A 12,485-nucleotide genomic window follows, 5' to 3' on the forward strand; every position below is an offset into this window, starting at 1 on the left:
CGGCCTAACGGTCGGTCTGCTCGCTTTCGTCCTGAACCGCATATTGCGCGTCATAGGCCCTAACGATGCGGCCAACCAGCGGATGGCGCACGACATCGGCGTCCTTGAAGCGCACAAACGAAACGCCGTCCACGCCCTTCAGGATCTGCAGCGCCTCGACAAGGCCGGACTTCACACCGCGCGGCAGGTCGACCTGACTCGGGTCTCCGGTGACGATCATCCGCGCATTCTCGCCGAGACGCGTCAGAAACATCTTCATCTGCATCGACGTGGTGTTCTGCGCTTCGTCGAGGATCACCGCAGCATTGGCCAGCGTGCGGCCGCGCATGAAGGCAAGCGGCGCGATCTCGATCACGCCGGCGGTGATCGCGCGTTCGACCTTGTCGCCGGGCATCATGTCGTAAAGCGCGTCATAGAGCGGCCGAAGATAGGGATCGACCTTCTCCTTCATGTCGCCGGGCAGAAAGCCGAGACGCTCGCCTGCCTCGACCGCCGGACGGGACAGCACGATACGGTCGACCACACCACGCTCCAGCAATTGCGCCGCATGAGCTACTGCCAGATAGGTCTTGCCGGTGCCGGCGGGGCCGACGCCGAAGACCAGTTCGGAGCGCTCCAGCGCCCGCATATAGACGTCCTGCGTCGGCGTGCGGGCCGAGATCGTCTTTTTGCGCGTGGCGATCTGCGCCATCGAAAGTTTAGCCTTGCGCTCCATGGTCGGCAGCGTCAACTGATCGTCGGCAGCCACCGCCATGCGGATCGCACCTTCGACGTCGGATGCTTCCACCGAGCCGCCGCTCTGCAGCCGTGCATAAAGGAAATCCAGCGCACGCCGCGCCTGGTTGGTGGCGAGCAGATCACCGGAAATCGACACGGAATTACCGCGCGCCCGCGCTTCGATCTGCAGCCGATCTTCCAGCAGCTTCAGGTTCTGGTCGAACTGACCGAAGAGCTCGCTTGCAAATCGATTGTTCTCGAACGTCAAGATGAAGTGATTGGCGTCGGTCACGGGGGCAGGGAGGTTGCGGGCGGATGAAGAGATCACTTCTTGTGGGTTCAAGCGATCAGGCTCCTGTTCGGTCAGGTTCTGGCCCTCACTCTAACCCTCTGCCACCTCGGCAAACAAGCTGTTCGGGCCGGCTGCGGTGATTCGTACATTGATAATGTCACCGATTTTCGACGCATTTGCATCAACATTCACAGACTGCAGCCAAGGAGATCTACCGATCAACTGACCGGGCATGCGGCCGGGTTTTTCCAGAAGTAAGTCGATTTCTCGTCCGATCAAGGAGCGGGAGAAATCCTGCTGCTGTTTTAGCAACAATTCCTGCAGCCGGGCCAGGCGCTCGACCTTCACCTCTTCCGCCACATGATCGGGAAGATCCGCACCCGGCGTGCCGGGCCGTGTCGAATATTTGAACGAATAGGCCTGGGCGTAGCCGACGGTTTCGACCAGATCCATGGTCGCCTCAAAATCCGCTTCCGTCTCGCCGGGAAAGCCGACGATGAAATCGCCGGACAAGGCGATATCCGGCCGGACGGCACGAATGCGCTCGACGAGTGCGATGTATTCGGAAGCCTTGTGGCGGCGGTTCATCGCCTTGAGGATCCGATCCGAGCCGGACTGCACAGGCAGGTGCAGATAGGGCATCAGTATCCTGAGATCGCGATGCGCCTCGATCAGCCGGTCGTCCATGTCACGCGGATGGCTGGTCGTGTAGCGCAACCGGGCAAGGCCGGGGATCTCCGCCAACCTGTAGAGCAGGTCGCCCAGACCGATGGCCCGGCCCGCCGCGTCCGTACCGTGCCAGGCATTGACGTTCTGTCCGAGCAGGGTCAGCTCGCGCACGCCCGTGGCGACCAGCTTCTCGGCTTCCGAGACGATCTGGGTTATCGACCGGGAGACTTCCGACCCACGCGTATAGGGCACGACACAGAAGGTGCAGAACTTGTCGCAGCCCTCCTGCACGGTGAGGAATGCGGTCACGCTGCGCAGCCTGCCCTTGACCTCGGTCGGGTCGGGAAGATGATCGAACTTGTCTTCGAGTGCATATTCGGTATCGACCACCCGCTCACCGGTACGGGCGCGGCGCAGCGCCTGCGGCAGGCGATGATAAGTCTGCGGGCCGATCACCACATCGACGGCAGGTTCCCGTCGGGCAATCTCGTCGCCTTCCGCCTGGGCGACACAGCCGGCGACGCCGATCATGAATTCGCGGCCCTCGGCGGCACGTGCCTTCTTCGTTTCGCGCAGCCGACCAAGCGCGGAATAGACTTTTTCGGCCGCCTTCTCGCGGATGTGGCAGGTATTCAGCAGCACCAGATCGGCATCGTCCATGTCCTCGGTCGGCACATAGCCTTCGGCGGCAAGCGCGTCGGACATGCGGCCGGAATCATAGACGTTCATCTGGCAGCCATAGGTCTTGATGAAGACCTTGCGTTCGCCAACGGCTGCGCCCTCTTCCGGTTCACCCGGCGTGGCAAAAAATGCGATGTCCTGTGTCATGCGGGCTATCTAGTGGTTTTTGCCGACGGATTAAACCGAAAAGTGTTGACGTAGTTCAACGCCAGAGCCGGCCGCGCAGATGGTCAAGCAACATGTTGCGGATTCGTTTTTCCACAAGTGCTGCTACCTGCTTGCGATTTCCGCCCTGGCGGTACTCGACGACCTCGCCGAAGCTGACGTCGACATCGATCGCCCCGGCCTTCAATACACCAAGGAGATGCGGCACCATACGGACGTCGCCAGGCCAGCCGGCGATCGGACGGTGATAACGTCCCATCGGCATACCATGCACGCGAGTATAGGCAATCGCCACCGGCTGGACATAGACGACACCCTCGGGCGCCAGCGGCAGGGCGGCGGCGGCGGCACCGAACAGGGAGGTCTTCACGTCGAGAACACGGTTGCCATCGGAGGTCGTGCCTTCGGGAAACAGCACGACGATCTCGCCGTCGGCCATACGTTCGGCAATCTCGCTCACCTGGTCGCCGGTGCGGCGTTTCTGTTCGCGCACCACGAAAATGCTTTTCTGCAGCCTGGCGAGCAACCCGAAGACAGGCCAGCGTGCCACTTCCGTCTTGGCGATGAAGACGACGTCGGCGATCGCTCCGAGGACCAGAATGTCCTTCCAAGACGCATGGTTGGCGGCAATCATCAAAGGACGATGGCGTTCGAGCGTGCCATGAGTCTCGATCCGGATGCCGATCAGGCGACACGCGACACTGTGCCAGACACGGGGAAGCCGGCGGCGGAGCCTCCAGTCGAACCGCAGAGCCAGAAGCTGGATTGGCGCAAGGAGAAGCGTCATGATCACGATCGCCAGCAAGACAAGCGCGACCCTCAACCAGTTGATCACGCGCCCACCCCAAATGACCGACGCATCGTTCAGCCTTCGTCCTTGGCAAGCGGAACGCCGTAAAGCTCAAGCCTGTGGTCGACAAGCCGGAAACCGTGTTCGCGGGCGATTCGCTCCTGCAGTGCCTCGATTTCCGGAGAGTGAAACTCGATGACCACTCCGGTCTTCAGGTCGATCAGATGGTCATGATGCTCTTCCGGCACTGTCTCGTAGCGCGAACGGCCATCGCGGAAGTCATGACGCTCGATGATACCGGCATCTTCGAACAACTTGACCGTGCGGTAGACGGTGCTGATCGAAATCTTCGCATCGATCTTGACCGAGCGCCGGTAGAGCTCCTCAACATCCGGATGGTCGGCAGACTCCTCGAGAATCCGCGCAATGATCCGGCGCTGCTCCGTCATGCGCATGCCGCGCTCGACGCACAATTCTTCCAGCGATTTGGGTGCTTCGGTCATGACCACAAGGTTCCCGCGCATGTCGGACGTATGTCAGAGGCAACTATCGAAGATCGCGCCGCATGACAAGCGCGGAGGATCGCCGTCCACTTGCGTCGGCATAATAGGCAGGCCGCTCGCCAGCCTTGTGGAAACCGAGCTTGCGGTAGAGGCCCAGGGCCGGCTCGTTGGCGTCATCGACTTCAAGGAACATGGCCTCTCCGCCCCGATTGCCGGCCTCGCGCATCGCCGCCTGCATCAACCGCCACCCGAGACCGGAATGGCCGGATTTTTCGCTGACGGCAATGGTGAGGATCTCGGCTTCACCCGCCGTTTCACGCGCCAGCACGAAACCGGCGAGCGGCGCCTTGAAGATTAGCGTATTGGTCTGCCAGACGACGAAACCGAAAGAATTCGGCTGCAGCAAGAGGCTGAGGAATTCGCCGTCGTTCCAGGCCTTCGAGAACCGCTGGGCATGCAATTCGGCCACGGCGGCGCAGTGTTCCGCTGCCATCGGGACGATTTCAAACTCCGGTTTACGCTTGAGATAGGTGTCCAGCATGGATTTCACGCCCGTGAGACTGCAAAACCCGTTTGCGGTTTTGCATCGGGTCCGCGCAAGTATAGCGGCTTCGGCTTGCCTGCAGCTTTCGCTTCGGCGCCAAGCTGACCAACGATGGAAATCGAGAAGCGGTCCGTTTCCGTCACCGCCGCCGGATCCGACAGCAGAGGTGCCGCAGAACCCGTGACCCGCCATTCCCCGGAAGAGGCGAGCACCCTGAAGCCATCGAGGGAAACCATTTCCGCTTCGCCAAGAGGCTCCAGCGTGGCCGAAAAGCGCTGGAGATAGATTTCACCGCGCTTGGCATCCATGGCTGCGATTACGGGAGAGCCTTCCTTGGGTGCCATGTGGGCGAGAACGGGAAGCGTCGAAACGCCGATGGATTCGACCCCGAGCGACAACGCAAGGCCACGCGCCGCTGCAACGCCCACCCTTATCCCGGTAAATGAACCCGGCCCTATCGTCACAGCGATGCGCTCGATCGCCGAAAGCTGACATCCGGCGGCCTCCAAAGCCGCATCGATCGTCGCCATCAGCTTTTCCGCATGCCCACGACCGATCATCTCGGTCGATTCGCCTAGCAGGCGTTTGGCCTTACCGTCATAGACGGCTGCGGAACAATCGACCCCGGCCGTATCGATCGCCAATACGATCATTCCTCGCTCCCATCCGGCCGCGATCAGACCGCTTCGACTTCCTGGACCTCTGGCACGAAGTGGCGCAGGAGGTTCTGCACACCGTGCTTCAACGTCGCGGTCGAGGACGGGCAACCCGCGCAGGCGCCCTTCATGTTGAGATAGACCTTGCCGTTCTTGAAACCGCGAAAGGTGATGTCGCCGCCGTCCTGGGCAACGGCCGGGCGAACCCGGGTTTCTAGCAATTCCTTGATGGTCGCGACAATGGTCTCGTCGCCGGCATCGAAGAACTCCTCTTCGCCGTCCTCGTCATTGGCGGCGGCAACCGAGCCCATGACCTTCGCGCCGCTCATGAAATGCTCCATGATCGTGCCGAGGATCGCCGGCTTCAGGTGCTGCCATTCCGGGCCGTCCTTGGTGACGGTGACGAAATCATAGCCGAAGAAGACCCCGGTCACACCGGGGATCGAGAAGATGCGGGCCGCCAGAGGCGAGACGGCAGCGCTGTCGGCGTCTCGGAATTCGGCGGTGCCGGATTCCATGACCACCTTGCCGGGCAGGAACTTGAGGGTCGCCGGGTTCGGCGTGGCTTCGGTCTGTATGAACATGGGAACCTCCGAGCGGCTTCAAGGACCGCCGTTCAATTTAGAATGCTTCAAAAGAAAATAGGCCCGAACGCGACGGCCTTCAAGCTTGATTTGACATTTGCCACGAAGCGGATCAGCAGAGCGCGTCGATTTCCTCGTTGGTAAGCGTATCGGGCAGGACGGTGACCGGGATCGGGTAGGCCGCACCGCGCCCGGCGATCATCGACACCAGCGGTCCAGGTCCCTCCTTGGTGGAGCCCGCAGCCAAGACGAGGATCGCAATATCGCGGTCTTCCTCGATCAGGGTATTGATCGCAGCGGCGGCATTGCCCTCACGGATGACAATTTCCGGCTCGATACCGATGGTCTCGCGCACAGTCTGTGCCGCCTTGGCCATCACGGCCTCCGCCTCTTCGAGCGCTTCGGCCCGCATGATCTCCTCGACCCCCAGCCATTGCTGGAAATCCCCTTCCGGGATCACGTAGATCAGCAATAGGCCGCCATTCGAGTTCTTGGCGCGGCGGCCCGCGTAATGCATCGCGCGCAAGCATTCCGGCGTATTGTCGATCACCGCCAGGAACTTGCGGCGGTGACCCTCGAGGCGTGACAGGCGTGTTGAAACCATAGGGTACCCCGCCGCAGAATGGGTTTAACTTCGGCCGTTCCTACGGCTGGCGCCGAAACTCCAGCCGTCCGAATTTCGGCGACTTTACTGCACGAAACCGAGAATGTCGCGGACTTCCTTCATGGTTTTATCCGCTCTTGCCCGCGCCCTTTCGCCACCGTCGCGCAGGACGCTGTCGATATACGTGGTGTCGCCCATCAGGCGGCGCATTTCGCCATTGACCGGCGACAGAACATCGACCGCAAGCTCGACAAGCGCCGGTTTGAACACCGAGAACTGCTGGCCACCGAATTCCTTCAGCACATCGCCCTTGGAGCGATCGGAGAGCGCCGCGAAGATGCCGACGAGGTTGTCCGCTTCCGGACGCCCCTTCAAACCTTCCGTCTCGCTGGGAAGCGCATCCGGATCGGTCTTGGCCTTGCGGATCTTCTTGGAGATCGCCTCGGCGTCATCCATCAGGTTGATACGCGACAGGTCGGACGGATCCGACTTCGACATTTTCTTGGTACCGTCCTTGAGGCTCATCACGCGGGGCGCCGGCCCCTCGATCAGGGGCTCGACCATCGGGAAATAGGCATGCACCGGCTCCTCACCAACCTTGATGTCGATGCCGAAGCCCGTGCGGCGGATATGCTCCACGAAGTCGAGATTGAACTTCATGGCGATGTCGCGGGTCAGTTCCAGATGCTGCTTCTGGTCTTCGCCAACCGGAACATGGGTGGCCCGGTAGACGAGAATGTCTGCCGCCATCAGGCTCGGATAGGCATAGAGGCCAAGGGACGCGTTCTCCCGGTCCTTCCCCGCCTTGTCCTTGAACTGCGTCATGCGGTTCATCCAGCCAATGCGGGCGACGCAGTTGAAGATCCAGGCCAGCTCGGCATGCTGGGGCACCGCCGACTGGTTGAAGACGATATGGCTCTTCGGGTCGATGCCGCTCGCCAGGAAGGCGGCGGTGATCGAGCGGATCTGGCTCGGCATGTCGTCATGGACAAGCTGTGCCGTCAACGCGTGCAAGTCGACGACGCAATAGATGCAATCGTGATGTTCCTGGAGCGCGACGAACTTGCGAATCGCACCGAGATAATTGCCGAGATGGAGGTTGCCGGTCGGCTGAACGCCGGAAAAGACCAGCGGCTTGAACTCACCCATGATTGTCCTCAACAGGCTGGTGGAGGGCCCGATCTGTCGATCGAAATATGCCAGCGGCTTATGCACCCCGGCCGGTCGACAATCAAGGGTCAGATTGGCTCCGTCGCACTCCGATCTAGAGCAGAGTGCGACTGCCAAATGCGATCGAAAACAGACGGGACTACAAGTTGTGATTAACGCGAATTAAGAATTAAGGCATCAGGAATCCTAATATGGAGCAAATGCCTCCTTATTTACGTCACTTTTGGGAATGAAATGCCCTCTTGCATCCTAGATAACCTTTCATGACGAAAGGTCCTTCCCAGGGGGGGATATCATGCACATTATTTTTCGCGTCGCGCTTGCCTGCCTCTTGACGCTCAGTCTCAATACCGCAGCTCTCGCTGGAGAGGGAGAGAAGCGCCGCGTGGTCAAGCTGAAGCACGACTACACCGCCGCCTACACCCTGCAACGTGTCAGCGTCCGGGCCAATTGCTTTCCGACGGAACTCAGGCGGATCCTCGCCCATATCGCGGCGAAGACCGGCCGCAAGCCGATCATCACGTCGGGCCATCGCCCGCATTCCGGCAAGTCGCAACACAGCCACTGCTATGCGGCGGACATTCGCGTGCCGGGCGTCTCTGAGAAGCGTGTGCTCGCAGCCGCGGCCAGCGCTCCGGGCATCGGCGGCGTCGGCCGCTACTGCAACGGTCTTGTCCATGTCGACATCGGCCCCAAGCGCACCTGGAGCCACTGCCGGCGAGGCTAGGCTTTGGGCTTGCGCTTCAGGTTCCGCCGCAGCATGCCGATGTCGGCGCCGCCGATTGCGAAGGCGATGGTGAAGTAGACGACCATCGCGATGGCCACCATGCCGCCGAGTGCCGCCACCTGGTGGAGCACTGACACCTCCGGCGCGAGCCAGGCCGACCAATAGCCGGACAGGTAGACCAGCGTGACCGCCATTATCGCCGCAGCGAATATAAGGCGCAGCGTGCGGGTGAACAGAGCCCATTCCCAAGTGAGGTGGCCACGGCGATGGAGCGTGATAAAAAGCAGGACGGTGTTGATCCAGCCGGCAGTAGCTTCTGCAATCGCAATGCCACGTTCGGCGAGAATGGGGAACAGCGAGATCGCCAGGGCGGAATTGATCATCACGGAGACGCCCGTGAAGCGCATCGGAGTGCGGGTATCCTCGCGTGCATAGAAGCCCGGCTGCAACGCCTTGATCATGACGAAACCCGGTAGACCGATGCCATAGATGGCGAGGATCCCAGCCACGACAACGGTATTCTCCTGCGAAAACGCGCCACGCTCGTAGAGCACGCGGATGATCACGTCGGACAATACCCAGAGGCCAGCCGCAGCCGGCAGCGTCAGGAACAGCACGAATTCGATCGACCGGTTCTGGATGTTGCCAGCCTCTTTCACGTGCCCGCCCTTCAGCGCGCGCGCGAGTTCGGGCAGCAGCACGACGCCCACCGCAACGCCGACGACGCCGAGCGGCAGCTGGTAAATGCGATCGGCATACTGAAGCGCGGCAATGGCACCTTCCTTACCCGAGGCGATCGCCTGACCGATTATCTGGTTGATCTGGGTGATCCCGCCCGTCACCGCCGCCGGAACGGCGAGTATCAGCAGGCGCTTCACGTTCGGTGTGATACGCGGGAACCGGAAGCCGATGCTGATGCCGGCATGGCGCACGCCGGCATAGACGACCGCCATCTGCAGCACCCCCGCGGCGAGAACGGACCACGACAGGTACCATGCTGTCATTGCCGGGTCGGCACCGGTGTAGAGCGCCCAGAACAGTGCACCGATCATCAGGACATTGAGGAAAACTGGAGCGATGGCGGCCGCGAAGAAGTGATGCAGCGAATTCAGCATGCCGGACAGCATGGCCGTCAGCGACATGCACATCAGATAGGGGAACATGACCGCGGCGAGGCGAACGGTCAGGGAGTATTTGACCGGATCATCGGAAAAACCCGGCGCGATCACCCATCGCACCAGGAGCGGCATGGAGAGTTCCATGACGATGGTGATCAGCATCAGGACCGAAAACAGGACGCCGAAGACCTCCTCGGAAAAGCGCTTGGCCCCCTCGACACCGTTCGCCTCGATCTCCTTGGCGAAAAGCGGCACGAAGGCGGCGTTGAAGGCGCCTTCGGCAAAGAGCCGTCGGAAGAGGTTGGGGAAACGGAAGGCGGCATAGAAGACGTCGGCCATCGGGCCGGTTCCGAGCGCGGCCGCCATCAGCGTTTCGCGGGCAAAGCCGAAGACGCGGCTGCCAAGCGTCGCACCGCCGACCGTGGCGAACTTCTTCACCAGTCCCATGGTCAGACCCTGGCCTTTTTCTGGACCTGCGGCGCGATGATCCCGGACGGCATCCGGTCACGTAGCTCATCGCCCTGCTCGGCCATGACCCCCTTCAGCTGCGTGGCGATGCTCGCCTGGCGATTCTCGTTGGTGACCTTCTGCCCGACCAGATCCGTGACATAGAAGGTGTCGATGACCTTCTCGCCGAAGGTGGTGATGCGGGCAGAATGGATGTCGAGCGAAAGATCGGACAGCACGGCGGTGATTTCTGCGAGCAGGCCGATGCGGTCAAGGCATTCGACCTCGATAACGGTGAACTTGTTGGAGAGCGTGTTCGAGATCGTCACATGCGGCTGGACCGGGAAGGTCTTGTTCTTCTTCTTGCCCTTGCTGCGGGTGGCAATCACTTCGGGCAGTCGCTTGTGGCCGGAGAGAACATCCTCGATCATCTTGCTGATCGTTGCGGCGCGGCGCATCTCGTCCTCATCGATCGGGAACTCGCGGTTGATCAGAATGGTGTCGAGCGCGCGGCCGTCGGAGGTCGTGAAGATCTGCGCATCGGCAATGTTGGCACCCGCTGCCGCGCAAGCACCGGCGATGATCGACAAGAGCCGCGGATGGTCGGGAGAGAGCACCGTGATCTCGGTGATTGCGTGAAAGGAATGGGTCCTCACCATGGTCGCAAGCGCCTTGCCTGCAAGGTCCGATTCGCGGATGAAATGCGCGTGGCGTACCTGATCCTCCAACTCCACGGAAAGCAGGTAAGGCTCGTAGTGAAGTCTGGTATAGGCCTTCTGGTCCTTCTCACTCCAGTCGCCAAGTGCCTGGGTCAACATTTCGGCCGCATGCTTTGCACGATCCTTGCGCGACACTTCGGAAAAGCCGCCAGACAGGAGCAGTTCGGTTTCGTAGTAGAGCGTCCGCAGCAGCTGCCCCTTCCAGCCGTTCCACACGCCCGGCCCCACCGCACGAATGTCGCAGACGGTCAGCACCAGCAGCATCTTCAGCCGATCGAGCGACTGAACCTTCTCGGCGAAGTCGGTGATCGTCTTTCGGTCATGCAGGTCGCGCGTCTGGGCGACCATGGACATCAGCAAATGCTGCTCGATCAGCCAGGCGACCAGTTCCGTCTGCTTGGCACTGAGGCCAAAGCGCGGGCAGAGCTTTCGCGCCACCTTTGCGCCGGCGATTGAATGATCCTCCTGTCGCCCCTTAGCGACATCATGCAGCAGGACAGCCACATAGAAGGCTTGGCGATCCTCGATGCTTGGCAGCACCTTGGCCGACAGAGGATGGATTTCCTGCGCGTTGCCTTTATCGATCTCGGCTAGCACCTCGACGGTGCGGATCAGATGCTCGTCGACCGTATAGTGATGATACATGTTGAACTGCATCATCGAGACGATCTTGCCGAATTCGGGGATGAAGCGGCCGAGAACGCCGGCCTCGTTCATCCGCCGCAGCACGAAGCCCGGATCACGGCGCGACGTCAGGATAGCAAGGAAAAGCCGGTTCGCCTCCTCGTTCTCGCGGAAATCGTGGTCGATCAGCGCCAGCGAGCGGGTCACGGCCCTCAGGGCGTCGGGATGGAATTCCAGCCCTTTCAGGTCGGCGACGTGAAAGAGTCGCATGATCGACACCGGATCGCGCTTGAAGACGTCCGGATCGGCCAGAGCAATGCGGCCGCGGTCCTCGATGAACTCCGGCGTACCGGGGATCTTGCGGGCGCGATTGGCAAAACGCCCGATCACGCCGCTCAAGCCCGGCGCGGCCTTGGCCTGCTGCTCCTCGAGCGTCGCACAGAAGATCCGCGTCAGGTCGCCGACATCCTTCGCCACCAGGAAATAGTGCTTCATGAAGCGCTCAACGGCGGAAAGGCCGGGGCGCGGCTGGTAGCCGAGATTGCGGGCGATCTCGGGCTGGATATCAAAATGAAGGCGTTCCTCCGGCTTGCCGGTCAGGTAGTGCATGTGGCATCGCACCGCCCAGAGGAAGTCGTCGGCCTTCTCGAACAGACGCCATTCCTGGCGGGAAAGCACGCCAAGCCGGACGAGATCGCCGGCGTCGCGAATGTGGTAGCGATATTTGGCGATCCAGAACAGGGTCTGCAGATCACGCAGGCCGCCCTTGCCTTCCTTGACGTTGGGCTCGACGAGATAGCGACTGTCACCGGACTTTCGGTGGCGTTCGTCGCGCTCGGCCAGCTTGGCGGCGATGAATTCCGGGGCGGTGTTACTGGTCACTTCCTGGTCGAAGCGGCGCTGTAGTTCTGTGACGAGTGCCTCCTGGCCGCAGACGAAACGGGTCTCCAGAATGGCGGTGCGGATCGTCATGTCGTCCTTCGACTGCCGCATGCACTCATCCACTGTGCGGGTTGCATGACCCACTTTGAATCCGATGTCCCACAACAGGTAGAGCATGAATTCGACGGCCTTGTGCATGTCGGCCGTCAACTTGGGTGGTGTCAGGAACAGGAGGTCGATATCCGAACCCGGCGCCAGCGTACCTCGGCCATAGCCACCAACCGCCGAGACGGCAACCATGTCGGCCTTGTCGCGATAGACATGGCGCACGATCACATCGAAGATCGCCGAGATCAACTGGTCCTGAATCCACGAGATCCGCCGGGCGCAATTGATCCCGCTGCCATCCTGGAACAGCTTTTCCCTGGCCAGTTCCCGGCCGTCGGCGCTGACCTTCTTGAGGATCGGCAACAGCCCGGCCCGGATGTCAAGCAGGTGACCGGAATGTGCGAGCGCGACGGCCTCGCAATCGGCCTTGAGGGCGGCGACGTCGAGCAGGTCGCCGTATTCGAGTTCGGTCATGGCCATTGCTG

At 61.3% G+C, this 12,485-nt stretch carries 12 protein-coding genes; 1 reads left to right on the forward strand and 11 read right to left on the reverse strand.

The genetic code is table 11. From position 1 onward, the window contains the following. Window positions 1-4 precede the first annotated feature (4 nt). The 9 genes from ACWPVA_RS14820 to trpS form a co-directional block, all read right to left on the reverse strand. The gene (locus tag ACWPVA_RS14820; protein WP_454288410.1) at window positions 5-1,060 is read right to left on the reverse strand and encodes a PhoH family protein; all 1,056 of its coding nucleotides are present in this window, start codon (window positions 1,058-1,060) and stop codon (window positions 5-7) included. 39 nt (window positions 1,061-1,099) lie between these two features. Then, entirely contained in the window at window positions 1,100-2,506 is a 1,407-nt protein-coding gene (gene miaB / locus ACWPVA_RS14825) for a tRNA (N6-isopentenyl adenosine(37)-C2)-methylthiotransferase MiaB (protein WP_454288411.1), read from the reverse strand. A gap of 55 nt (window positions 2,507-2,561) precedes the next feature. After that, on the reverse strand, window positions 2,562-3,359 hold the full coding sequence (locus tag ACWPVA_RS14830; RefSeq protein ID WP_454288412.1) for a lysophospholipid acyltransferase family protein: 798 nt from the start codon (window positions 3,357-3,359) through the stop codon (window positions 2,562-2,564). Window positions 3,360-3,388: 29 nt separating this feature from the next. Beyond that, window positions 3,389-3,817 carry a Fur family transcriptional regulator gene (locus ACWPVA_RS14835; protein ID WP_454288413.1) on the reverse strand — a complete coding sequence of 143 codons (429 nt, stop codon included), beginning with the start codon at window positions 3,815-3,817 and terminating at the stop codon, window positions 3,389-3,391. A 43-nt stretch (window positions 3,818-3,860) separates the two neighbouring features. After that, window positions 3,861-4,358: a GNAT family N-acetyltransferase gene (locus ACWPVA_RS14840; RefSeq protein ID WP_454288414.1), complete on the reverse strand. Its 498-nt coding sequence runs from the start codon at window positions 4,356-4,358 to the stop codon at window positions 3,861-3,863. Between the two features lie 5 nt (window positions 4,359-4,363). Further along, window positions 4,364-5,014: a tRNA (adenosine(37)-N6)-threonylcarbamoyltransferase complex dimerization subunit type 1 TsaB gene (tsaB, locus tag ACWPVA_RS14845; protein WP_454288415.1), complete on the reverse strand. Its 651-nt coding sequence runs from the start codon at window positions 5,012-5,014 to the stop codon at window positions 4,364-4,366. Window positions 5,015-5,037: 23 nt separating this feature from the next. Further along, window positions 5,038-5,601: a NifU family protein gene (locus tag ACWPVA_RS14850; protein WP_454288416.1), complete on the reverse strand. Its 564-nt coding sequence runs from the start codon at window positions 5,599-5,601 to the stop codon at window positions 5,038-5,040. 112 nt (window positions 5,602-5,713) lie between these two features. Then, window positions 5,714-6,205 (reverse strand): universal stress protein, encoded by a 492-nt coding sequence (locus ACWPVA_RS14855; RefSeq protein WP_454288417.1) that lies wholly within the window; start codon window positions 6,203-6,205, stop codon window positions 5,714-5,716. A gap of 84 nt (window positions 6,206-6,289) precedes the next feature. Next, on the reverse strand, window positions 6,290-7,354 hold the full coding sequence (gene trpS / locus ACWPVA_RS14860; RefSeq protein WP_454288418.1) for a tryptophan--tRNA ligase: 1,065 nt from the start codon (window positions 7,352-7,354) through the stop codon (window positions 6,290-6,292). 316 nt (window positions 7,355-7,670) lie between these two features. On the opposite strand from trpS, the gene ACWPVA_RS14865 reads away from it, so the two are divergent. Continuing rightward, window positions 7,671-8,102 carry a YcbK family protein gene (locus ACWPVA_RS14865; RefSeq protein WP_454288419.1) on the forward strand — a complete coding sequence of 144 codons (432 nt, stop codon included), beginning with the start codon at window positions 7,671-7,673 and terminating at the stop codon, window positions 8,100-8,102. Here the strand turns inward: ACWPVA_RS14865 and murJ are convergent. Both murJ and ACWPVA_RS14875 read right to left on the reverse strand, forming a co-directional pair. Then, a complete protein-coding gene (gene murJ, locus ACWPVA_RS14870; protein WP_454288420.1) occupies window positions 8,099-9,667 on the reverse strand; it encodes a murein biosynthesis integral membrane protein MurJ in 1,569 nt (522 codons plus the stop codon). The genes ACWPVA_RS14865 and murJ overlap by 4 nt on opposite strands. A 2-nt stretch (window positions 9,668-9,669) precedes the next feature. Then, complete coding sequence (locus tag ACWPVA_RS14875; protein WP_454288421.1) at window positions 9,670-12,480, reverse strand: [protein-PII] uridylyltransferase; 2,811 nt, start codon at window positions 12,478-12,480, stop codon at window positions 9,670-9,672. Window positions 12,481-12,485 lie beyond the last annotated feature (5 nt).

The sequence above is a fragment of the Rhizobium arsenicireducens genome, from assembly GCF_964021225.1.

Bases quoted from the DNA above. Each gene is read 5' to 3' on its own strand.
- miaB (WP_454288411.1), bottom strand. From the start codon at position 2,506: ATGACACAGGACATCGCATTTTTTGCCACGCCGGGTGAACCGGAAGAG.
- ACWPVA_RS14835 (WP_454288413.1), bottom strand. From the start codon at position 3,817: ATGACCGAAGCACCCAAATCGCTGGAAGAATTGTGCGTCGAGCGCGGC.
- ACWPVA_RS14840 (WP_454288414.1), bottom strand. From the start codon at position 4,358: ATGCTGGACACCTATCTCAAGCGTAAACCGGAGTTTGAAATCGTCCCG.
- tsaB (WP_454288415.1), bottom strand. From the start codon at position 5,014: ATGATCGTATTGGCGATCGATACGGCCGGGGTCGATTGTTCCGCAGCC.
- ACWPVA_RS14850 (WP_454288416.1), bottom strand. From the start codon at position 5,601: ATGTTCATACAGACCGAAGCCACGCCGAACCCGGCGACCCTCAAGTTC.
- ACWPVA_RS14855 (WP_454288417.1), bottom strand. From the start codon at position 6,205: ATGGTTTCAACACGCCTGTCACGCCTCGAGGGTCACCGCCGCAAGTTC.
- trpS (WP_454288418.1), bottom strand. From the start codon at position 7,354: ATGGGTGAGTTCAAGCCGCTGGTCTTTTCCGGCGTTCAGCCGACCGGC.
- ACWPVA_RS14865 (WP_454288419.1), top strand. From the start codon at position 7,671: ATGCACATTATTTTTCGCGTCGCGCTTGCCTGCCTCTTGACGCTCAGT.
- murJ (WP_454288420.1), bottom strand. From the start codon at position 9,667: ATGGGACTGGTGAAGAAGTTCGCCACGGTCGGCGGTGCGACGCTTGGC.
- ACWPVA_RS14875 (WP_454288421.1), bottom strand. From the start codon at position 12,480: ATGGCCATGACCGAACTCGAATACGGCGACCTGCTCGACGTCGCCGCC.